24 protein-coding genes are annotated in these 18,849 nt (G+C 68.1%); 11 read left to right on the forward strand and 13 right to left on the reverse strand.

Going from position 1 to position 18,849, the window contains the following annotated elements; translation table 11 throughout:
• Positions 1-119 precede the first annotated feature (119 nt).
• Positions 120-953 (forward strand): hypothetical protein, encoded by an 834-nt coding sequence (locus tag ACOZ4N_RS14445; RefSeq protein ID WP_424017067.1) that lies wholly within the window; start codon positions 120-122, stop codon positions 951-953.
• Positions 954-965: 12 nt separating this feature from the next.
• Complete coding sequence (locus ACOZ4N_RS14450) at positions 966-1,913, forward strand: TIGR03571 family LLM class oxidoreductase (protein WP_424017068.1); 948 nt, start codon at positions 966-968, stop codon at positions 1,911-1,913.
• Here ACOZ4N_RS14450 and ACOZ4N_RS14455 read toward each other — a convergent pair.
• Positions 1,910-2,209, reverse strand: a complete 300-nt coding sequence (locus ACOZ4N_RS14455) for a DUF7526 family protein (protein ID WP_424017069.1) — start codon at positions 2,207-2,209, stop codon at positions 1,910-1,912. The genes ACOZ4N_RS14450 and ACOZ4N_RS14455 overlap by 4 nt on opposite strands.
• 82 nt (positions 2,210-2,291) lie before the next feature.
• Here ACOZ4N_RS14455 and ACOZ4N_RS14460 point away from each other — a divergent pair, with 82 nt between their 5' ends.
• Complete coding sequence (locus ACOZ4N_RS14460; RefSeq protein WP_424017070.1) at positions 2,292-2,768, forward strand: hypothetical protein; 477 nt, start codon at positions 2,292-2,294, stop codon at positions 2,766-2,768.
• Here the strand turns inward: ACOZ4N_RS14460 and ACOZ4N_RS14465 are convergent.
• The gene (locus tag ACOZ4N_RS14465) at positions 2,757-3,650 is read right to left on the reverse strand and encodes a DMT family transporter (protein WP_424017071.1); all 894 of its coding nucleotides are present in this window, start codon (positions 3,648-3,650) and stop codon (positions 2,757-2,759) included. The two genes, ACOZ4N_RS14460 and ACOZ4N_RS14465, sit on opposite strands and share 12 nt — an antisense overlap.
• 239 nt (positions 3,651-3,889) lie before the next feature.
• On the opposite strand from ACOZ4N_RS14465, the gene ACOZ4N_RS14470 reads away from it, so the two are divergent.
• The 3 genes from ACOZ4N_RS14470 (at position 3,890) to ACOZ4N_RS14480 (ending at position 5,696) form a co-directional block, all read left to right on the forward strand.
• On the forward strand, positions 3,890-4,549 hold the full coding sequence (locus tag ACOZ4N_RS14470) for a hypothetical protein (RefSeq protein ID WP_424017072.1): 660 nt from the start codon (positions 3,890-3,892) through the stop codon (positions 4,547-4,549).
• A 52-nt stretch (positions 4,550-4,601) separates the two neighbouring features.
• On the forward strand, positions 4,602-5,054 hold the full coding sequence (locus tag ACOZ4N_RS14475) for a cupin domain-containing protein (RefSeq protein ID WP_424017073.1): 453 nt from the start codon (positions 4,602-4,604) through the stop codon (positions 5,052-5,054).
• A 111-nt stretch (positions 5,055-5,165) separates the two neighbouring features.
• Positions 5,166-5,696 carry a hypothetical protein gene (locus tag ACOZ4N_RS14480; protein WP_424017074.1) on the forward strand — a complete coding sequence of 177 codons (531 nt, stop codon included), beginning with the start codon at positions 5,166-5,168 and terminating at the stop codon, positions 5,694-5,696.
• Between the two features lie 18 nt (positions 5,697-5,714).
• Here the strand turns inward: ACOZ4N_RS14480 and ACOZ4N_RS14485 are convergent, their stop codons facing one another.
• The gene (locus ACOZ4N_RS14485) at positions 5,715-7,085 is read right to left on the reverse strand and encodes a cytochrome P450 (protein WP_424017075.1); all 1,371 of its coding nucleotides are present in this window, start codon (positions 7,083-7,085) and stop codon (positions 5,715-5,717) included.
• The gene (locus ACOZ4N_RS14490; protein ID WP_424017076.1) at positions 7,085-7,666 is read right to left on the reverse strand and encodes a hypothetical protein; all 582 of its coding nucleotides are present in this window, start codon (positions 7,664-7,666) and stop codon (positions 7,085-7,087) included. The genes ACOZ4N_RS14485 and ACOZ4N_RS14490 overlap by 1 nt, the downstream gene beginning before the upstream one ends.
• Before the next feature lie 219 nt (positions 7,667-7,885).
• On the opposite strand from ACOZ4N_RS14490, the gene ACOZ4N_RS14495 reads away from it, so the two are divergent.
• Complete coding sequence (locus ACOZ4N_RS14495) at positions 7,886-9,064, forward strand: LLM class flavin-dependent oxidoreductase (RefSeq protein WP_424017077.1); 1,179 nt, start codon at positions 7,886-7,888, stop codon at positions 9,062-9,064.
• Between the two features lie 36 nt (positions 9,065-9,100).
• Here the strand turns inward: ACOZ4N_RS14495 and ACOZ4N_RS14500 are convergent, their stop codons facing one another.
• From ACOZ4N_RS14500 to ACOZ4N_RS14515, 4 genes are all read right to left on the reverse strand, one after another.
• Positions 9,101-9,388: a type II toxin-antitoxin system RelE family toxin gene (locus ACOZ4N_RS14500; protein WP_424017078.1), complete on the reverse strand. Its 288-nt coding sequence runs from the start codon at positions 9,386-9,388 to the stop codon at positions 9,101-9,103.
• Positions 9,378-9,674 (reverse strand): ribbon-helix-helix domain-containing protein, encoded by a 297-nt coding sequence (locus ACOZ4N_RS14505; protein WP_424017079.1) that lies wholly within the window; start codon positions 9,672-9,674, stop codon positions 9,378-9,380. The genes ACOZ4N_RS14500 and ACOZ4N_RS14505 overlap by 11 nt, the downstream gene beginning before the upstream one ends.
• A 60-nt stretch (positions 9,675-9,734) precedes the next feature.
• Positions 9,735-10,076, reverse strand: coding sequence for a glutaredoxin family protein (locus ACOZ4N_RS14510; protein ID WP_424017080.1), 342 nt, complete (start codon positions 10,074-10,076; stop codon positions 9,735-9,737).
• Positions 10,077-10,138: 62 nt separating this feature from the next.
• A complete protein-coding gene (locus tag ACOZ4N_RS14515) occupies positions 10,139-10,384 on the reverse strand; it encodes a BolA family protein (protein ID WP_424017081.1) in 246 nt (81 codons plus the stop codon).
• An 81-nt stretch (positions 10,385-10,465) separates the two neighbouring features.
• On the opposite strand from ACOZ4N_RS14515, the gene ACOZ4N_RS14520 reads away from it, so the two are divergent.
• Positions 10,466-10,885, forward strand: coding sequence for a DoxX family membrane protein (locus ACOZ4N_RS14520; protein WP_424017082.1), 420 nt, complete (start codon positions 10,466-10,468; stop codon positions 10,883-10,885).
• A 75-nt stretch (positions 10,886-10,960) separates the two neighbouring features.
• Here ACOZ4N_RS14520 and ACOZ4N_RS14525 read toward each other — a convergent pair whose 3' ends face one another.
• Both ACOZ4N_RS14525 and ACOZ4N_RS14530 read right to left on the reverse strand, forming a co-directional pair.
• The gene (locus tag ACOZ4N_RS14525) at positions 10,961-11,614 is read right to left on the reverse strand and encodes a lactate utilization protein (protein ID WP_424017083.1); all 654 of its coding nucleotides are present in this window, start codon (positions 11,612-11,614) and stop codon (positions 10,961-10,963) included.
• Between the two features lie 92 nt (positions 11,615-11,706).
• Entirely contained in the window at positions 11,707-12,129 is a 423-nt protein-coding gene (locus tag ACOZ4N_RS14530; RefSeq protein WP_424017084.1) for a hypothetical protein, read from the reverse strand.
• Positions 12,130-12,219: 90 nt separating this feature from the next.
• Here ACOZ4N_RS14530 and ACOZ4N_RS14535 point away from each other — a divergent pair, with 90 nt between their 5' ends.
• Positions 12,220-12,798 (forward strand): IMP cyclohydrolase, encoded by a 579-nt coding sequence (locus tag ACOZ4N_RS14535; RefSeq protein ID WP_424017085.1) that lies wholly within the window; start codon positions 12,220-12,222, stop codon positions 12,796-12,798.
• Between the two features lie 44 nt (positions 12,799-12,842).
• The gene (locus ACOZ4N_RS14540) at positions 12,843-13,502 is read left to right on the forward strand and encodes a metallophosphoesterase family protein (protein ID WP_424017086.1); all 660 of its coding nucleotides are present in this window, start codon (positions 12,843-12,845) and stop codon (positions 13,500-13,502) included.
• 14 nt (positions 13,503-13,516) lie between these two features.
• On the opposite strand, the gene ACOZ4N_RS14545 is transcribed toward ACOZ4N_RS14540, so the two are convergent.
• The 3 genes from ACOZ4N_RS14545 to ACOZ4N_RS14555 all read right to left on the reverse strand — a co-directional run bounded on the left by ACOZ4N_RS14545 (position 13,517) and on the right by ACOZ4N_RS14555 (position 18,303).
• The gene (locus tag ACOZ4N_RS14545) at positions 13,517-15,190 is read right to left on the reverse strand and encodes a hypothetical protein (RefSeq protein ID WP_424017087.1); all 1,674 of its coding nucleotides are present in this window, start codon (positions 15,188-15,190) and stop codon (positions 13,517-13,519) included.
• A gap of 125 nt (positions 15,191-15,315) precedes the next feature.
• The gene (locus tag ACOZ4N_RS14550; RefSeq protein ID WP_424017088.1) at positions 15,316-16,989 is read right to left on the reverse strand and encodes a hypothetical protein; all 1,674 of its coding nucleotides are present in this window, start codon (positions 16,987-16,989) and stop codon (positions 15,316-15,318) included.
• 123 nt (positions 16,990-17,112) lie between these two features.
• The gene (locus ACOZ4N_RS14555; RefSeq protein ID WP_424017089.1) at positions 17,113-18,303 is read right to left on the reverse strand and encodes an aspartate kinase; all 1,191 of its coding nucleotides are present in this window, start codon (positions 18,301-18,303) and stop codon (positions 17,113-17,115) included.
• A gap of 156 nt (positions 18,304-18,459) precedes the next feature.
• On the opposite strand from ACOZ4N_RS14555, the gene ACOZ4N_RS14560 reads away from it, so the two are divergent.
• On the forward strand, positions 18,460-18,843 hold the full coding sequence (locus ACOZ4N_RS14560; RefSeq protein ID WP_424017090.1) for a hypothetical protein: 384 nt from the start codon (positions 18,460-18,462) through the stop codon (positions 18,841-18,843).
• The last annotated feature ends 6 nt before the right edge of the window (positions 18,844-18,849 follow it).

Below are 18,849 nucleotides of genomic sequence, written 5' to 3' on the forward strand. Positions count from 1 at the left end.
TCGCCCGGTTGCACCGGTCCCACGGCTCGGCCCCGTTCGTCAACGTCTCTCGATGTACGGGTCATAGCAGTCGTTTTTCGGGTTCCACTCCCCGCGTCGACTATCCGAGGGTCTCCATCATGGCTCCACGAACGTCGCGGCGAGACGACGGGCACCGAGACGGATCGAAGGCGGCCGACTCCACGCGCCGGCGACTGCTCGGTGCGCTCGGGGCCGGCGTCCTCACGGGACTGGGTGGCTGTGTGGGCCACGTACTGGGCCAGTCGTCGACCGGCCCCGGTCGCACGCTCCGCGGGGCGGCCGAGGTCACGTTCGACCACGACGTGACGCGTGTTTCGTACGGCGTGCCGGCGGCGGCTTACCGGGCCGCACGCGACCGGGACCCGACGGTGCCCGACGCCGCCGCGGCAGCGCAGGCGGCCGACTTCCTCGACGACCTCGCGGCTCGCCTGCTGGATCGGGCCGGCTCGCCGGCCGCCGGCGTCCGCGCGGCCCAGTCACTGACCGCGTCGCTCCCCTACGCCACCGACGCGGCGTCGACCGGCCAGCGGGAGTACGTTCGCCACCCCGCCGAGACGCTCGTCGACGGCGAGGGCGACTGCGACGACAAGGCGGTCCTCCTGTCGGCGCTGCTCTCGCGACCGGCCCTGGACTGCCGGACCGGGCTGGTGATGCCCCGCGATCACTGCGCGACGCTCGTGGCACGGGACGACCTGCCGACCGGGCTGGTCGCGTCCGCGCCGCTGACGGTCACGCTCGACGGCATCGAGTTCGTCTACGTCGAGGGGGTCGAGTCAATCGCTCCCGGTGAGTACGCCAGAGAGTACGGCGAGCGGCCGCTCCTGGCCGCGTACCGTGACCGGTGGTTCGTCATCGACGAGCGGGCGGTCCTGGACGCCGCCGCGACGGCGCTGGACCGCGGAACGGCCGGCGTCGTCACGCGCTATCTCTGAACCACAGCCCCCATGTCCCTCGGGCCCCGAACGCGGACAGTGACGGCGGACCACGCGAACGCCGGGTATCGGCGGCTGTTCGACGGCGACGGGCTGACCTTCGGGACCGGCTTCCCGCTCACCGACAACCGCACGTCGCGCCCGCCGGTCGAGCGGGAACTGGAACTGGCTGCCCACGCCGAATCGGTCGGCTTCGACGCGCTGTGGGCCCGGGACGTGCCGCTGTACTGGCCCCGCTTCGGCGACGCCGGCCAGAGCTTCGACGTGTGGCCGTGGCTGAGCCAGGTCGCCGCCCGGACCGACGAGATCGCACTGGGCACCGCCAGCGTCGTCCTCCCGCTTCGCCACCCGCTCCACGTCGCGAAAAGCGCCGCCACGCTCGACCGCCTCTCGGACGGCCGACTCGTCCTCGGGATCGCCACCGGCGACCGCGACCCCGAGTTCGACGCCTTCGGCGTGGACCGCGAGGAACGGGGCGCACGCTTTCGCGAGGCCGTCGACCTGCTGCGGACCGTCTGGCGCGAGGACTTTCCCGAAGTCGAGGGATCGTGGGGCGACCTCGACGGGAGCCTCGATCTGGTCCCCGAACCGACCACGGGGACCCTGCCGCTCCTGCCGACAGGGCACGCCCGCCAGGAGGTCGAGTGGATCGCGGAACACGGCGACGGCTGGTTCTTCTACCACCTGCCCGAGTCGACGCTGGAATCCTACCTGGAGGACTGGCGCGAAGCGGCGGGCGAGAAACCGTACGCGATGGCGGTCCGGACGGAGCTAGCCGACGACCCCGAGGCCGGCCCCGAACACGTCCACCAGGGGTATCGCGCGGGGACGGCGTGGTTCCGGGAGTACTTCCGGCGGCTGGACGAGCTGGGCGTGGATCACGTCCTCGTGTCGCCGGCCGGCGAGAATCCCGAGGCCGACCTGACGCGGTTCGCGGACGACGTGATCGAGCGGCTCTAGTCGTCGTACTCGACGTCGAGCACGTCGTAGACGCCCGCGGTGTCGGTCTCTTCGACGGTCGCGGTGATGATCTCACCTTCTTCGACGCCGTCGTCGGCGATCAGCGTCACGGGTTCGAGCGTCGAGCGCGCGAGGATCAGCTTCAGGCGCTGGAAGATGGAGGGCGACCCGCCCCTCCAGCAGACCAGCAGGTAGCGCGACTCGGCCAGGGCCCGAACGTCGTCGTCGAGGTCGTAGTCGTCCAGTTCGGCGGGACTGACGACGTGGAGGACCTCCCCCCGGAGGCGTTCGCCCATACCGGCCGGACGGACTCGACGGAAATGGACCTTCCCCTCCGGCGTGGGAAACTGACTTCGGCCGGCAGTCGAATGAGTGGGTATGGCCGAGGGCGACGCGGAGTTGACGGTCGCGGAGTTCGTCGAGTACTGCGAGACCCAGGCGCGCCTGCTGTGGGGGCAGGTCGAGACGATGGAGGACGAACTCGACGACCTGCTCTCGGACCTCGACGCGGAGATGGCCGACCTCCGGGAGCGCCTCGGCGAACACACCGACACCGTGGAGGGGACCGTCACGCCCGGATCGGGCGACGGTGCCGACCTCGACGCCATCGAGGACATCGAGACCGATCTCGAACAGCGCCAGACCGTCGCCGCGGCCAAGCAGGCCCGCATGTCGGCCTTCCAGGACCTCGCGGTCGGCTACACGGAACTGGGGGCCGACCTCGCCGACGCCGAGGACGGCCGGACGGCGCTGAAACGCGTCCTCGAATTCGAGCAGGAACGGGACGCCCCGGCGTACTTCCCCGAGCGCCAGACCGTGCTGGAGGCCGCGGCGAGTGAGAACTCAGGCGAGTAACTGCCGAATCGCCGACCGCTTCAACAGCAGGAAGCCGACGAAGATCACCGCGAAACCGGCGAGCGAGGCGACGGTGATCCGTTCGTCCAGCAGGACGACGCCCGCCAGCGTCGCGACGACCGGCACCGCGTAGGCCACGAGACTCGTCTCCGTGGCACCGTAGCGGTCCAGCAACCGGAAGTACAGGAAGAACGCGACGGCGGTCGCGAACACGCCGAGGTACGCGACGGCCGCGAGTGCGAGGTCGGTGGGGACCGTGGGCGGTTCGCCGAGGCCGAGGCTGGCGGCGTGGAGGACGACGCCACCGACGGCCATCGACCAACCGGCCAGCGTCGTCCCGCCGATATCGGGGGCGGCCCGCTGGACGACGACACCGCCCAGCGCGACGAGGGTGACCTGCACGCAGATCAGGAGTTTCCCCACGAGGTCGGCCGTCAGCAGGTTCGCCGGGTCCGGCCGGATCACCAGCGCCACGCCCGCAAAGCCGACGACGATCCCGACGGCCCCGACGGCGGAGACGCGTTCTTCGGGGAGGAAAAGGAGCGCCCACAGCACCGTGGCGATGGGGACCAGCCCCTGGATGATCGCCGCGACGCCGCTGGGGACGGTCTGTTGCCCGAGAAAGAGGAAGCCGTTCCCCGCGATCAGGAACAGCCCCCCACCGGCGACCGCCGTGTAGTCGGCGCGGGTCGTCGGGAGCCAGGACCGCCCCGTGGCGCGGACCGCCGTCACGCCGAGCAGGATGACGGCGGCCACGTCGTAGCGGAAGGCCGCGAACAGCACCGGCGGCAGTGCGTCGAGACCGACGGAGATGGCCGGAAAGGACAGACCCCACAGCGTCGCCAACAGGAGGAAGGGCGCGACGGAACGAAGGGTAGACACAGCCGTCGTAGACGTGTGATCCCGAAAAGCGCACGGATTCGGCCGAAGACGTGACAGTCAGCCGAACAGCAGGGCGAGCAACAGCCCACCGACGATAAGCGCGAACAGCAACAGCAAGCCGTAGAACATGAACCGGTCTGCGCCGTCCATAACGGGACTACGGGCCGCTCGCATATCAATCCGACCGCGGGCGTGAACTGACCGAAACGGAAAACCGGCAGTAGCCCTACCAGTCCGGCATGGCAGACCAGTTCCCGGCGGTCGACGCGGCCGCGCTGGAGCGTGGGCCGTGGGCGTTGCGGAGTCGCAGCGAGGACACCGTCTTCCGGACCCCGACGGCGACCGTCAGGGGCCACACGCTGGTGTACGACGACGCCGACCTCCGGGTGGCACTCGACCGGGCGGGCGTCGCCGACCACCTCGACCCCGGCGGCGAAGGGACGCTCGTCGACGTGGCCGACGGTGACACGGGTGGGTTCTGGCGGTTCTTCTTCGCCACCGCACTCTCCTTTCGCCCGCCGCTGGCCCCCGGGATCGGTCCGGCGTCGATGCGCGGCCCGGTCGTCCGGGAGTCCCGCGAGTCGTTCCTCGACGACCTCCGGACCCGCGGGTTCGAGCGCGTCGAGGCCGGCCGCCGGCAGCGCGTCCGGACCGACACCGGCGACCGGGCGACGCTGACGAAGGTGACGGCGACCTATCCGCTGGACGGCGGGCAACTGGACGTGGAAGGCTGGATCGCCGTCTGGTCCCGGGACGGGTCGTTCCGGATCGCCGGTGGTGCCTATCCCACCCGCGGCCTGACGGACTTGCTCGACGGGCTCCCCGAGGACGAGCGACCCGAGATCGACCCCGGGCGGTACCGGGACGACCTCCTGAGCCTGATCCGGTCCGTCGAGTAGGCGACCTGTCGGGACAAGGAATATGTCGGGTCCGTCCGTGTGTTCCCTCGCGATGGACCACGTTTCACTGGACGACATGGAGAACCACCCACGGGTCGCGACCGTGCAGAAACACGCCACCGCTCCGCTGAACCTCAGCGACATGGCGCTGAACTACTACGAACTCGAACCCGGCGACTCCTTCTCGGGCGGTCTGCACACCCACATGAACCAGGAGGAGGTCTTCCTGGTGATGGAAGGGACGGCCACCTTCCACACAAAAGACGACGAGATCGAAGTCGGCGCGAACGAGATCGTCCGTTTCGCGCCCGGGGAGTACCAGGAGGGGCGCAACGACGGCGACGAGCGGGTCCGCGCGGTCGCGATGGGCGCACCCCAGGAGGACGGCGAGACACGCTCGGCACTCCCCTGCCAGGAGTGTGGCGCCGAGTACCACGTCGCGGAGGTCACGGCCGACGGCGTGGAGTTGACCTGTCCGGAGTGTGGGAACGTCGTGGAGATGTAACGAGGCCGACCGCAGGGAGGTCTCGGACGGTCGAGCGGTGACCGGGGGAACCGCGAGGCAATCGAAGCCGGAACCGAAAATCGCCACTGGCTCCCGACCACACTGTCTCGCATGGACCTGCCGGCGCTGATCGAGGAGTATCTCGAGTACTACGAACAGACACAGGGCGTCCTCCCCGAACGCCTCGAATCGTTCGGCGACAGCTACCGCGAACAGGGCCATCTCACGCGCGACCAGCTGTACGACATCGCCTACGAATCCTCGACCCGGAGCGCCTACCACGTCGAGAACAACCCCGAATCACGGTGTCGGGAGGTGACTGCCAACGTCCTCGCGGTCGACGGTGACTTCTCGAAGATCCAGCTACTCTGCGGGCTGTCGGGGTTCAAAGCACCGACGGCTTCCTGCGTGCTGGCCGCGCTCGACCCGGAGCGCCACGCGGTCGTCGACACCCGCGTCTGGGCGACGCTGGATCGACTGGACTACCTCGACGGCCGCAAGGAGACCTTCGACGCCGCGGACTACGTGACGATGCTCGACCCGATCCGAGAGATCGCTGCCGAGACCGGCTACACCACCGCCGAGGTCGGGTACGCGCTGTTCGCCTACGACGACGACGTGCGCGAGGGAACCCTGCACTGACCGGATGGGAACCGGAAGCTACGCCCACTCGGTGACGGCCATCTCGATCGGTTCGTCGGGGACCATCGTGACGGCGGAATCGACGGCGGGCGTGTCGTGGGTCGGCGAGCGCAGGGTCAGCCGCACGTCGGAGACGACGCGGGCGAGGATCAACTGGGCTTCCGCGAGCGCGAACAGCCGGCCGATACAGATGCGCTGGCCGCCGCCGAAGGGGAAGAAGCTGTAGGGCGGCCGATCCTCGCTCGCGCCGGGCGCGAACCGCTCGGGGCGGTAGGCCAGCGGATCTTCCCAGAGGTCGGGGTCGCGGTGGACGACGAACTGGCTGAGGACGACCTCCGCACCCGCCGGAATCTCGTAGCCGGCGATCTCGTCGCGGTCGACGGCCTCGCGGGTGATGACCGGCACCGGCGGGTAGATCCGCATGGCCTCCTGCACGCACTGTTTGACGAACGCCTCGTCGCCCGCCGCGCCAGCCGAAAAGCCCACTACGTCGGTCGGGTCTGCGTCGACGACGTGGTCGTGGAGGCGTTCGTGGACGCCGGGATTGTTCGCCAGCAGGTACCAGGTCCAGGTCAGCGCGGCCGCCGTCGTCTCGTGGCCGGCCAGCAGGAATGTGACGAGTTCGTCCCGGATCTGCTCGTCGTCCATCCGCGCGCCCTCGTCGGTGCGGGCGGTCAGCAGTTTCGACAGCAGGTCGTCGTACTCGTCGGCCCGGCCGCGGCGGGCGTCGATCAACTCGTGGACGACGGCGTCGATGTCGTCGATGGCGCGCTGCATCCGGCGGTTGTGCGGCGAGGGGACCCACTCCGGGAAGGTCGGGATCACGCCGACCTCGCGCTGGAAGCCCCGGCGCAGGACCTGCAGGGCCGCCCGGATGTCCTCGGCGTGGCGCTCCATGTCCGCACTGAACATCGCCTTCCCGATGATCGACAGCGTGACTCGTTCCATCTCCTGTAACAGGTCGATCTCGTCCCGACTGGCCCACCGGTCGAGCATGGCGTCGGTCTCGGCGACGATGAGGTCGGTGAACGACTGGACGCTCCCCGACCCGAACATCGGGCGGATCAGGCGGTGCTGGCGGTGCCAGAGGTCGCCCTCACTCGTCAGGAGGCCGTCGCCGAACAGTTCGGAGAGTTCCTCCCGATAGACCGACGCGCGCCGGTAGTTGTCGGGGTTGCCCTCCAGCACGTGCCGGACCGCCGACGGGTCGGCCAGCAGGACGCCCGGATCGCCGTTGGGCATCGTCAGGTCGACGACGGGGCCGTACCGCTGGCGGGTGCGGGTCAACACGCCGGTCACGTCCTCGGTCAGCATCCGCCGGGCCTGCCCCAGTCGCTCGATCACGCTGGGGCCGGGCGGGGTCGCGCCGGAGCGCTGGTTCCGGGCCATCAGGCCAGTGCCTCCATCTCCTCGCCGACGGCCTCCATCATCTCGTTGAACTGTCGAGAGCGTTCGAGCGGGCCGACGATGTCGAAGCGGTTCTGGACGAACGCCAGCTGGCCGTTGAAGTCGTCGTCGCCGAGCATGGAGAACAGCACGTCGGTCTGTCCCTCGAAGGTAATCTCGGGGTCGTCGGCCAGTGACGGCCCGCCGGAGATCGACCCACGCTCCGGATCGGTGGTCGCGTGGAAGGTGATCGGCGAGTCGGTGGCCTCCCAGTTCACGGTGGTGTCGACCGTGACGGCGTCGCCGACGGCGGAGATGTTCTCGGCGATCAACCCCATCCCGCCCCACAGCACCCGGAGGTACTGCTCGACGGTTTCGGGGTCGTCGTTCGCGAACTCGGTGATCCCCTCGAAGGTGGCCATCCGGTCGGTGAGCCGCTCGTACACCGTCGGCTGGGTGACGAGCAACTCCGCGAGCGCGTCTTCGTCGTCGAGTCCGGCGAGCGCCGGGCCGAGGTTCGCCCTGAACTGTTCGTCCGGTTGGTCGACGACCGCGCCGAGATCGGGTGTCGTGGAATCTGACATACCTGAAGGCTCCCCCTGGGGCGACCGTCACCCCGTGGTAACTGCTTGCATACTGCACCGACCCGCCACATGACTCCACCGCACGGTATCTGAGGGTGCTTAAAAGCGGCCTCGCTACTGACGCGCAACGTTTTGTCCGGCGTGGGGTGAAAGTGAATCGCTACCAAGCCACGCGGAGCGGGGTGGACGAGGCGTCCGGCCGGCTCCCGACGCGCAACCATGAAATTCGGGATCTTCTACGAACACCAGCTCCCACGACCCTGGCACGACGGCGACGAACAGGCCCTCTACGAGGACGCGCTCGACCAGATCGAACTCGCGGACGATCTGGGGTACGACTACGTCTGGGAAGTCGAACACCACTTTCTGGAGGAGTACTCCCACTCGGCGGCCCCGGAGGTGTTCCTCGCGGCCGCCGCCCAGCGCACCGACGAGATCCGGCTGGGCCACGGGATCAAGCTCCTGCCGCCCCAGTACAACCACCCAGCCCGCGTCGCCGAGCAGGTCGCGACGCTCGATCTCGTCTCGGACGGTCGCGTCGAGTTCGGCACCGGCGAGTCGTCCTCGAACATGGAACTCGACGGGTTCGGCATCGACCGCACGGAGAAGGAACCGCTGTGGCAGGAGAGCCTCGGCGAGGTCACCGACATGATGACCATGGAGCCGTACCCGGGCCACGAGGGCGAGGGCTTCGAGATGCCGCCCCGCAACGTCGTCCCCAAACCTGTCCAGGACCCGCATCCGCCGCTGTGGGTCGCCTGCTCGGGCCGCTCGACCATCGAACAGGCCGCCCGGCTCGGACTCGGCGTGCTGAGTTTCGACTTCGCCTCCCCCGAGAAAGCCAGCGAGTGGGTCGACCTGTACTACGAGACGCTCAAGGCGGAGTGTACGCCCATCGGTCACGCCGTCAACCCGAACTTCGCCATCGTCACCGGCTTCTCCTGTCACGAGGACGAGGCCACGGCGTGGGAGCGGGGCGCGGAGGGCTTCGCCTTCTTCCAGTACGCGCTGGCCCACTACTACGGCGCGGGCGATCACCGGCCCGGCGAGACGAACATCTGGGAGCAGTTCCAGGAGATCGGCGCGGAGGCCATCCTCGAAGGCCAGCAGGGCGACGGTGCCATCGGGACGCCCGGGCAGATCCGCGACCACCTCCGGGACCTCGAAGACGCGGGCGTCGATCAGGTCATCTTCGTCCAGGAGGGCGGGGACAACCGCCACGAACACATCTGTGACTCGCTGGAACTGTTCGCCGACGAGGTGATGGGTGAGTTCCACGACCGCGACGAAGCCCACGTCGCCGAGAAAGCGGCGGCGCTACAGCCGTACATCGAAGATGCCTTCCAGCGTCGGGAGGAGCGCGAGCCGCTGGAGGAGATTCCGGCAGTGGAGTCGTGAACGATAGATCGAATCGACGGGTCACCCGCTGGAGCATCAATCGTCGTCAGCGGTGTATGCGCCACTCCGGTGTTCGATTCGATGGACTTCGAGGACGGAATCGTCGTGTTGGAGGACACAGGCAAGGCGGTACTGACCGACCCGAAGTTTCGAGAACGGACCACCAGTCAGTGGTTCGAGAAAATCGACCGGGTCTCGCCACTCCGACTCGATCACCTCGTCGAGTTTCGAGACGATTCGGTCCTGTACGTGCGGGTCGAGTTCGTCGAACTGATCGGTAGCCTGTGACGTGAACGTCCAGATCCAGTCGTCGTCACTCGGCATCCTCGTCCCGGTCCATCATCTCGACGACTTCGTCACGTGACACCAGTTCGGCGTCACCGGTCCGTAACTCGTGTTCGCTGACGGCGATTTGCTTCCACCCTTCCCGGGAGAAGTCGGGGTGCTTGACCGCATCACGGGCTGCGTAGCGGAGGAACTCGCTACGGGAGTTGAATCCCTCACGTTCCCATGTCGCGTCGATGTCTTCGAGGAAGGCTTTGCTCAATCGAAGATTGATCTGGACCATCTCCGGCCCCTCGTCACTGGCCCCGGTGTCGGCATCGGACATATACAGATGCTTTACCGGCGTATAGCAATAAACGTTCTCACGACTCACGCCGCGGCCATCTCAGGCCGACAGCGTGGCTTCGAGTTCCCCGCGCTCGTGCAGTTGTTCGAGGATGTCGCTCCCGCCGACGAACTCGCCGTCGACGAAGGTCTGGGGAATCGTCTCGCGGCCGCTGTGGCGCTCCAGCGCCTCGCGGTGTTCGTCCAGCGCGTCCAGCACGTTCACCGTCGCCACGTCGTCGCGGTGTTGCTGGATCAGGTTCAGCGCCTTCCGGGAGTAGCCACACTGGGGCATGAGTTCGGTGCCCTTCATGAACAGCGCGACCTCGTTGTCCTCGATGGTCTCGTCGACGCGCTCACGGACTTCCTCGGGCGACAGATCGGGTTCCGGATCGAAGCTCATAGACGCTAGCAGGACGCCGACGAGTAAATGGATTGTGCTAGCCGGTCGCAGTCCCCCGGGACTCAGTCCTCGTACTCCTCGGGCGTGTAGGTCTCCAGTTCGATGGCGTGTATGTCCCGCGTGAGGTGATCACCGAGCGCGTCGTGGACGAGCTGGTGCTGGTCGACCAGGTTCTTGCCATCGAAGGCAGGGGAGACGACGGTGACGGCGTAGTGTTTGTCGTCGTCGGGGTCACGGGGTGTCGTGACCTCGGCGGTCGCGTCGGGCAGTTCCGATTCGATGAGGTCGGCGACGGCGGCTTCGTCCATACAGGCAGGGAGCGCCCGCGAGGGGAAAACCGCTTCGTCCGGAGTACCGGGGTTTTCCGTGGCCGGTCCCAACGGTGGGATATGTCGTCTCCCGTCATCGACCGGCTCCGGACGCGCCTCGCGACCGTGCTCCCGCCGGCCCCGACGCTCGCTCGCGCGGGGCTGGGCGCGATGCTCGTGGTCGCCGGCGTCCACAAACTCCTCGCGCCGGAGGCGTGGGCGGTCTACGTCGTCGACTGGCTCGCGCCGTGGCTCGTCGTCTCGCCGCGGCTGTTCATGGTGCTCAACGGGCCGCCCGAGATCGCCGTCGGGTTCGGCCTGCTGACCGACCGGTTCGTCGCGATAGGGTCGGCCATCGCCGCCGTCTCGCTGACGGTCACGACGGGCTATCTGGCTGTGGTCGCACTCACGCGGGGCGGGCTGTTCGCGGACGTGATGATCCGGGACATCGCGCTCACTGGGTTGGCGTGGGCTGTGCTGGCGGATGCGGTACGGACCTGAAACAGGGGTGGGACGCTACGATGGATGGGGTGGGACGCTACGGAAGTGGGTGGAACAGGAGCGGAACGGAGCCGGTCAGTACCCCAGCTGATCGCGGACCAGGACGACCGTCGTGCGACCGTCTTCGAGTTCCTGCCGGAAGATGAGCTGTTTGGCGATGGCGCTCTCGACGCCGTAGGCCTCCTTGGCGCGCTCGTTCTCCAGGGGATAGGCGACCGACTCCAGCCGGTCGAGGGCGGCGTCGAGGTCCTCGACGATCTTGTTGACGCCGCTGACGATGGTGACGTTGGCGGCGGCGAAGGGGTAGGCACCGATGCGACTGCCCGAGCGGTCGGCGGCGACCAGTTCGCCCGTCTTCGCGATGGCGTTGACGCTCCCGAGGAAGTGATCGGCGGTCTGGGCTTCACGGCGGGCAGCCTGCCGTTCGGCGTCGTCGTCGATGCTCCAGATCTCGTTGGGCAGGGCCTCCCACTCGTGATCGCCCTCCGTCAGGTACTCGTCGAAGCCGATCTCCTCGAGTGTGGTGGAGTGGCCGTTCATCACCGACGCACCGTCGGGGATGTGCGATTTGAGCGTCTCCAGTGCTTCCTCGGCGGAGTCGACCACGACGACCTCGAACCCGTTGGCTTCGAGGTTCTGGACGGCCTCGTCGATGGTCTCGTCGTCGGGCAACTGGTCGAGCGATTCGTCGATCTCGGTCTCGTCGGCGTAGTCTGCTTTCTGGGACATCTGGTCTCGCCCCATCCTACCCGCGCCAGGTGCATAAAGAATCGCGGACGCCGGTGTTAGCGGGTGACACCGGTGTTACCGGAGTGTTCGGGTCAGTCGTTCCGGCGGGGGTCGGGACCGGTCAGATCCGGGGGCTGGCCGGTCACCCAGTTGTTCTCGTCGAGGACGATGGTCGAGATCACCGCCGCGACCTCGCGGGCGCTCTCCTCGCGGCCGAAAAAGGAGACGTTGCCCAGCGAATCGCCGACCGTGCGGCTCACTTCCGTCGTGGGCCGGTCGGCGTCGCCGACGATCTCCTCGACGGCGCGGGTGAGCCGTTCGTCCAGTTCCTGCCGGGCTGGCTCGGCGAGCTGGAAGCCCGCCGGAAGGAGGTCGTAGGTGACGGCGTAGCCCTCCTCGTACTGCTCGACCGCGAAGAACGGTTCGGCACTGTCCTGTGCCCGCTCGTACTGCTCGTCTCGGGTGTCCAGGTCCCGGTAGAGCGGAACCTCCGCCGGCGCGTATCCCTCTGACACGTCCGGGGATAGGGGGTCGAGCGTCATGTACTTTTTCGGGGCCCGTCGGGGATCGACACCTACTTTCCGGCGAGCGCGGGAGAACGGAGTATGTACGTCGGTAGATTCGTCGTCGTCGCACCGGACCGGGCGGCCTATCGGGTCTCCTCCCGATCCTTCCCGAACCGCCGGATCGTCGCCCGCGAGGGCGGGGCCACCCTGACCGTCGGCCCGACCGAAGACGCTCCCGAGACGGACAACCCCTACATCTCGTACAACTGCGTCCGCGAGGTCGACGGCGCGGTCGTCGTCGGCAACGGCAGCCACGTCGACCCCATCACCGAGAAGATCGGCCTGGGCTATCCCGCCCGGGACGCGCTGGCCGAGTCCCTGCTCGCGCTGGACTACGAGAAAGACGACTACGACACGCCCCGGATCGCCGGCGTAGTCGGTGAAGACAGTTACATCGGCACCGTCCGCAAGGACGCCCTGCTGGTCGAACAGGTCGACGAACCCACCTTGGTCGCCACCTACGAGGAAGACAGTCCGACCGCCTTCGACCTCGACGGCGAGACACCGCAGGAGATCGCCAGCGAAGTGTACGACCACGAGTTCGAACACGCCGTCTGTGCCGCAGGTGTCGTCCGGGACGACGACGGGATCGAGACGGCCATCGAGAACGGCGAGTAGGGCGCGGACGAACACTTACCAGCCTCGAACCGCTCCACTCCAGCATGCGACTCGCCGTCGTCTCCGACATTCACGCGAATCTCGTGGCCTTCGAGGCGGTGCTTTCGGATATGCCACCGGTCGACGGGTACCTCTGTGCCGGCGACGTGGTCGGCTACGGCCCCTGGCCCGCCGAGTGTGTCGACCGCGTTCGAGAGCTGGGGGCCCCGACGGTCATGGGCAACCACGACCGCGCGGTGGCCACCGAGACCGGCTTCGGCTTCAACAGCATGGCCGACGCCGGCGTCAGGTACGCCAGCGAACACTGCTCGGCCGGCCAGATCGAGTGGCTCCGGAGCCTCCCCGACGACCGGGTCGAACACGACGGCCGCGTGAAGGTCGTCCACGGCCACCCCGACGACCCCGACCGCTACACCTATCCTGGACTCTTCAAGCCCGCTCTCCTCGACCAAGAGGACGTACTGATCATGGGCCACACGCACGTCCAGGCTCACGAAGTCTTCGACGAGGGCATCGTCATGAACCCGGGTAGTGTCGGCCAGCCCCGCGACGAGGACCCGCGTGCGGCCTACTCGATCCTCGATCTCGATGCGATGACCGTCGACGAACGCCGCGTGGAGTACGACATCGACGCCGTCGTCGAGGCCGTCGACGAGGCCGACCTCCCCGCGAAGATCGGGAAGCGACTGCGGAAGGGGCGGTGAGGACGGGCACCCGATCAGTCGCGGCGGCGACCCGCCGCGAGCGCGGACAGCGCCAGCACCGCGAAGACGACGCCGGCGACGCCGAAGCCGGGACCGTTCACCGTCGTCGTCGCGTCGGGTGATTCCCCGGTCGAATCGTCCGCCGAGGGAGCCGTGGTCTGGATCGTGGTCGACTCGCTGGTCACCGGCATCGTCGTCTCGGCGAGTCGATCCTGCTCGGTGGTCGTGTCGTCCGGTGTCGACGCGACTGGCGTCTGTGGCGTCGACGGGAGGACGAGCGTGGCGTTCACCTCGCGGAACCGCACCGGTTGCCGGCTGGTCTCGGCGTGGATCGTGAGGCTCGCGTCGAACTCCGCTCCACTTCCGGCGGCTGTTCCGTTCCGGACGACGAGCCGGTCGGTTCGGAATCCGAGGTACAGCGTCCTGTTGGACTCGTCGCGTGCGAACACCAGCCCGTCGTTTCGATAGGTCGCCCGCAGGTCGATCCGGGCACCAGAGTCGGCAGTGATGTCGAACATCACCGGATTCCCGGGTACGGCCGCGACCTCTCGGTCAGCCGCGATGTCGAAGAACGCCTGCGCGTGGCGATCCGCTCCGTCGTGCCGACTCGCTGCGGCTTCGAGCGGGCCGAACACGCTGGCGCTCTCGATCTCGTAGACCAGCGCCGACCCGTTCGAGACGGACTCGTTGTCGACGAGCGTGCCGTTCCCGATAGCACGGCGGAGATCGCCAGCCGTCGCGTTCCCGAGGGTGTCGGCGGGTCCCATCCAGGACTCGAAGTCCGCAACGGCGGTCCCGGTGATCGACAGCGATTCCGTGCCGAGCGTGTAGTCGATCCCCTCGCGGTCGAGGGCCAGTTCGTACTCGCCGGCCGGGAGCGGGTCGTCACCGCCCGGAATGTCCTCGATAGTGACCTCGGTAATCGTGTCGTTCGAGTCGTGGACCGAGATCCCCTCACGGGTCCAGTACCCGCGCCCGTGCCCGTCGTCGGGGCCGTTGCGACCGAGCAAGTGGGTGTTCAGCGAGAGCGTGACGATTCCGTCGTCGTTCCCGTCTTCGATATCGAGTGCGAGCGCCGCGTCGTCGCCCGTAATCGAGAGTCGCACCTCGTCGGTCTCTTCGAGACGGATCGGGATGGTAGCGACATCCGATCGACCGACCGCGTACGACACACCCTGGAGGAAGTACGCGCGAACACACGAGACCTCGGCCTTCGTCACGACTGCGCTCGACGTGGCGTCCTCCCCGGCCACGAAGGTGAACTCGTAGTCCCCCACGTCGATGTCCGAGAGGTTCGCCGGAACAGTGACGTTGCGACCCTGAACGGTCATCCGGATCGACTCCCCGTCGACGCGCTCGATGTCAGTGATTGCCGGGTCGTCCGTGTCCCGTTCGTCGTCGAAGATCTCCACCAGTTCGTCGGCATCGAGGTCGTTGGCGCTGACCGTCACGTCGTACGTCTCCCGATCCGCAGTGAGCGTGATCGGGGTCGTCTCTCCCTGGACGTTGGGGTTGCATCCGTCTACCTCGTCGTACCGGAACGAGGCGTCCAGTTCGGTCGGATGCGATACCTCGCCGTCGTCGTTGCCCCCACTCGTCTGGCCCGCGACTGGTGCTGTGGCGACCGCCACGCTCGCCAGCGCCAGCAGACAGAGGGTCAGGGCGGCAAGTCGCTGTCGTGTCGTCATTCGTCCCCCCCACTTCTCCTCGAAGTGAGCTGTCACGAAAATATCCAGCCCAGTACGAATGTCTTGTGGTGTCACACAGACTGACAGAAGGGCTGATCGGTCGAGTGGCCGACGACGAGGGGGCCTCAGTCGCGGCGGCGGCCGACCGCGAACGCACTCACGGCCAGCACGGCGGCCACGACGCCGGCGACGCCGAAGCCGGGGCCGTCGGCGGTCGTCGTCGCGTCGGGAGAGTCCTCGGCCGGGTCGTCGGCCGGCGGTGCCGCGGTCTCGGGCGACGGCGTGTCACCCGTGTCCGGCGAGGGACTGGTCCCCTGCTCCGGCGTGGCGGGCGGTTCCGGGGACGGCTGTTCGGGTGTCTGCGCCGCGTCGTCGCTGGCCTCGGCGAACGCTACCGCCTCGCTGGCGGTCCGGTCGTAGACGCCGACGTTGGCCGTGAACGTCTCGCCACTGCCGAGCGCGGTACCGTTGGCGACGGCGAGGCGATCGGTCCGGACGCCGACGTACAGCGTCGCGTTCTCGCGGTCGGGCACGACGACCAGCCCGTCGTTGCGGGACGTGTTCAGGAGGTCGACACGGTCGGCGGACGGCCCGCCGATGTCGAAGGTGACCACGTCACCGGGGACCGCCGATTCGTTCCGGTCGGTGACGGTGTCGAGGAAGGCCCGTGCGTAGCGGTCCGGGCCGCCGTATCCGCTCGCCGCGGTCCAGAGCGGGCCGAACACGCTGGCACTCTCGATCTCGTAGACCAGCGCCGAGCCGTTCGAGACGGACTCGTCGGCGGCGAGGGTCCCGTCCGCGGCGGCGCGCCTGAGGCTGGCGGCCGTCGGATTCGCGAGCGTGTCGGCCGGACCGACGCGGGCACCGAAGTCCGCGACCGCGGGATCGGTGACCGTCAGCGTCGAGGTGGCGAGCGTGTCGCCGTCGGCGGTGATCGTCAGGTCGTACTCTCCGACGGGGAGCGGGTTGTCACCACCCTGTCCCTCCCGGACCTCGACCGACTCGAGGGTGTCGGCGGTGTCTGCGACCCACAGTCCGCGCTCGGTCCAGTACGGGAGCGCGTGGTCGTCGAACGGCGCGTTGCGGCCGAGCAGGTGCGTGTTCATCGTGAGGGTGACGCGGTCGTCGTCGTTCCCGTCCACGACGGTCGCGGTGACGTCCACGTCGTCGCCGTCGAGTCGCACCCTGGCCGTCTCGACGTGTTTGAGCCCGATCGGGAGCGTGACGACGCCCGACTGGCCGGTCGTGAACGTCGCGCCGTCACCCCGCTCGTCGAGGAAGCCAGCACCGCGACACGTACAGCGGACGATCTCGGTCGTCGCCGTCGTGGTCGCGTTCCCCGCCTCGAACTCGAAGGTGTACTCCTGGGTCACGGCGGTCGTGAAGTTCGCCAGGATCGTCGCGTTCCGGTCCAGCACGCGCATCCGGAACACGCCACCCTCGGTCTCGCCGAAGTCGGCGACGGCCGGGTCGTCGGTCGCCAGCTCGTCCGCGAACAGGTCCGCGAGCGTCGAGGAATCGAGTTCCTCGCTGTGGACCGTCACGGTGTAGTTGGCCCGGTTGGCGGTCAGCGTCAGCGGGTTGTGCGTCTCGGGGACCGTCACGTCGCTGGAGGGCCACGTCGCGGCCGCGAACGACGCGTCCAGGGTCAGGTCCCCCGTCGCGTTCGTCGTGTCGGTCGTGTTCGATACGCCGTCGTCGGATTGTGCCGCGGCCGGTGCCGTGGCGACCGCCGCGACGCTCGCGAGCGCGAGCGCGCAGAGGGCCAGGGCGGCCACGTGCTGTCGTGTCGTGGTCATCTGTCCATCCCACCCGATTGCACGTTTCGTTCAGGGCGGATACGCGAGAAACTATTCAGCGGATATGAATGTCTTTTGGTGTCAATTCGAGTGACAGAGTATCGGACAGGAATCGGGGCGTGATCAGTCGTCGAAGACGGTCTGGATGTGGCCGAGGGCCTCCTCGCCGTTCTCCCAGTCGACGAAGACGGCGACGGAGGTGGCGCTGGTGATCACGTCCTGGACGTTGATGTGTTCGTCCGCGAGGGGGGCGACGATCTGGTTGACGATGCCGGGTTCGGTCTGGAGTTCGCCGCCGGTGACCCGGATGACGGCGTAGGGGTCGTCGACGGTGACCGACGAGAGCGTGCTTGACTCGACGACCTCGTCGTGCAACAGCGTCTCGGCCTCCTCGGCGTGGTCCTCGTCGATGTAGAACGTGATCGAGTCCATCCCCGAGGAGACGGCGTCGACGTTGATGCCGGCGTCGGCCAGCGCCGTCGACAGCTTCGAGAGGACACCCGGTTCGTTCCGGACCGCGCGCCCGGCCACGGTGAGACAGGCCAGTTTGTCCTCCTGCATGTCGATGAGGTTCTCGAACTGGCCCTCGATGGATGTCCCGCCGGTCATGATGTCGCCGTGCTGGTAGTGGACGACCCGGACGCTCATGTCCTCGCCCTTGTAGGTCAGCGCGCTCGGGGCGACGACTTCGGCACCGCGGAAGGAGAGGTTGCGGAGTTCGTCGACGGTGATCTCGCCGACGTTGCGCGCGCCCTCGACGACGCGCGGGTCGCCGGTCATGACGCCTTCCACGTCGGTGACGATGACCACTTCGTCGGCGTTCATGTACTTCCCGAGCATGACGGCCGTGGTGTCCGAGCCACCGCGGCCGAGCGTGGTCACGTTGCCGGCGTGGTCCTCGGCGAGGAAGCCCGTGATCACGGGAACGACGTCGTCGTTGTGCATCTGCTCGGCGAGAGCTTTCGCCCGGCGGGTCGTTTCCGCCACGTCGACCTCGCCGTGTTCGTCGGTGATGACCGGCCAGTCGTCACTGCCGGGTTCGAGGAAGACGGCGTTGACGCCCCGCGAGGAGAGCGCGCCCTTCAGCATCCGGACGGAGGTGCGCTCGCCCATGCTGACGATCTCCGCCCGGTCGGCCTCGTCGGCCTCGTACTGGATCTCGTCGAGCAGGAAGTCCGTCGTCGAACCCATCGCGCTGGCGACGACGGCGACCTCGTGGCCGGCCTCGACGGCCGCCGTGATCGAGTCCGCGGCCCGGTTGACCCGGTCACCGTTCCCCAGACTCGTCCCGCCGAACTTCGCGACTACGCGCATGCGATCACCGCCACTGGCGTGTGTGCGCTGCTCATGTGCCAGCGTTGACCAGCCCCCGGGATAACTGTGTTCATTAGCGACGAGGACGGGCCCAACGCCCGGTTTCGACGGCCGGGGCGGAGCAACTATTTTCCCCGGAGAGCGCCATGCACGAACATGGACGTCCGTGACGCCGTGGAGGCCGACGCCGGGCGGCTGTCGGAGCTGACCGACGCCCCGACCGACGTGATGCGCAACCTCGTCCACGACCGGACGGTCCGGGTGGCCGAACGGGACGGCGACATCGTCGGCTTCGTCAGCTACGACGCCCGCGCCCAGACCGTCCACGTCACGCAACTGGAGGGCGAGCCCGCGGTCTGTGACCGCCTGCTCGAAGAACCCGTCCGGTTCGCCCGCGGCGAAGGCATGGCCGTCGAGTTGCTCGTCCCCGAACCCGACGACGTTGTCCAGTCGGCCGCCGACGACGCCGGCTTCACTCGCGTGGGCGCTGGCCCCCTTTTCGAGGGGACACCGACCGTGAAGTACCGCCTGGACGGGTGACCGGGA

This window comes from Halorientalis pallida, assembly GCF_049605515.1.
Lineage (GTDB): Archaea > Halobacteriota > Halobacteria > Halobacteriales > Haloarculaceae > Halorientalis > Halorientalis pallida_A.

What these genes read in the sequence shown, in the direction of transcription:
- ACOZ4N_RS14445 (WP_424017067.1), top strand. Translation starts at nt 120, where the DNA reads ATGGCTCCACGAACGTCGCGGCGAGACGACGGGCACCGAGACGGATCG.
- ACOZ4N_RS14450 (WP_424017068.1), top strand. Translation starts at nt 966, where the DNA reads ATGTCCCTCGGGCCCCGAACGCGGACAGTGACGGCGGACCACGCGAAC.
- ACOZ4N_RS14455 (WP_424017069.1), bottom strand. Translation starts at nt 2,209, where the DNA reads ATGGGCGAACGCCTCCGGGGGGAGGTCCTCCACGTCGTCAGTCCCGCC.
- ACOZ4N_RS14460 (WP_424017070.1), top strand. Translation starts at nt 2,292, where the DNA reads ATGGCCGAGGGCGACGCGGAGTTGACGGTCGCGGAGTTCGTCGAGTAC.
- ACOZ4N_RS14470 (WP_424017072.1), top strand. Translation starts at nt 3,890, where the DNA reads ATGGCAGACCAGTTCCCGGCGGTCGACGCGGCCGCGCTGGAGCGTGGG.
- ACOZ4N_RS14475 (WP_424017073.1), top strand. Translation starts at nt 4,602, where the DNA reads ATGGACCACGTTTCACTGGACGACATGGAGAACCACCCACGGGTCGCG.
- ACOZ4N_RS14480 (WP_424017074.1), top strand. Translation starts at nt 5,166, where the DNA reads ATGGACCTGCCGGCGCTGATCGAGGAGTATCTCGAGTACTACGAACAG.
- ACOZ4N_RS14485 (WP_424017075.1), bottom strand. Translation starts at nt 7,085, where the DNA reads ATGGCCCGGAACCAGCGCTCCGGCGCGACCCCGCCCGGCCCCAGCGTG.
- ACOZ4N_RS14490 (WP_424017076.1), bottom strand. Translation starts at nt 7,666, where the DNA reads ATGTCAGATTCCACGACACCCGATCTCGGCGCGGTCGTCGACCAACCG.
- ACOZ4N_RS14495 (WP_424017077.1), top strand. Translation starts at nt 7,886, where the DNA reads ATGAAATTCGGGATCTTCTACGAACACCAGCTCCCACGACCCTGGCAC.
- ACOZ4N_RS14500 (WP_424017078.1), bottom strand. Translation starts at nt 9,388, where the DNA reads ATGCCGAGTGACGACGACTGGATCTGGACGTTCACGTCACAGGCTACC.
- ACOZ4N_RS14505 (WP_424017079.1), bottom strand. Translation starts at nt 9,674, where the DNA reads ATGTCCGATGCCGACACCGGGGCCAGTGACGAGGGGCCGGAGATGGTC.
- ACOZ4N_RS14510 (WP_424017080.1), bottom strand. Translation starts at nt 10,076, where the DNA reads ATGAGCTTCGATCCGGAACCCGATCTGTCGCCCGAGGAAGTCCGTGAG.
- ACOZ4N_RS14515 (WP_424017081.1), bottom strand. Translation starts at nt 10,384, where the DNA reads ATGGACGAAGCCGCCGTCGCCGACCTCATCGAATCGGAACTGCCCGAC.
- ACOZ4N_RS14520 (WP_424017082.1), top strand. Translation starts at nt 10,466, where the DNA reads ATGTCGTCTCCCGTCATCGACCGGCTCCGGACGCGCCTCGCGACCGTG.
- ACOZ4N_RS14525 (WP_424017083.1), bottom strand. Translation starts at nt 11,614, where the DNA reads ATGTCCCAGAAAGCAGACTACGCCGACGAGACCGAGATCGACGAATCG.
- ACOZ4N_RS14535 (WP_424017085.1), top strand. Translation starts at nt 12,220, where the DNA reads ATGTACGTCGGTAGATTCGTCGTCGTCGCACCGGACCGGGCGGCCTAT.
- ACOZ4N_RS14540 (WP_424017086.1), top strand. Translation starts at nt 12,843, where the DNA reads ATGCGACTCGCCGTCGTCTCCGACATTCACGCGAATCTCGTGGCCTTC.
- ACOZ4N_RS14545 (WP_424017087.1), bottom strand. Translation starts at nt 15,190, where the DNA reads ATGACGACACGACAGCGACTTGCCGCCCTGACCCTCTGTCTGCTGGCG.
- ACOZ4N_RS14550 (WP_424017088.1), bottom strand. Translation starts at nt 16,989, where the DNA reads ATGACCACGACACGACAGCACGTGGCCGCCCTGGCCCTCTGCGCGCTC.
- ACOZ4N_RS14555 (WP_424017089.1), bottom strand. Translation starts at nt 18,303, where the DNA reads ATGCGCGTAGTCGCGAAGTTCGGCGGGACGAGTCTGGGGAACGGTGAC.
- ACOZ4N_RS14560 (WP_424017090.1), top strand. Translation starts at nt 18,460, where the DNA reads ATGGACGTCCGTGACGCCGTGGAGGCCGACGCCGGGCGGCTGTCGGAG.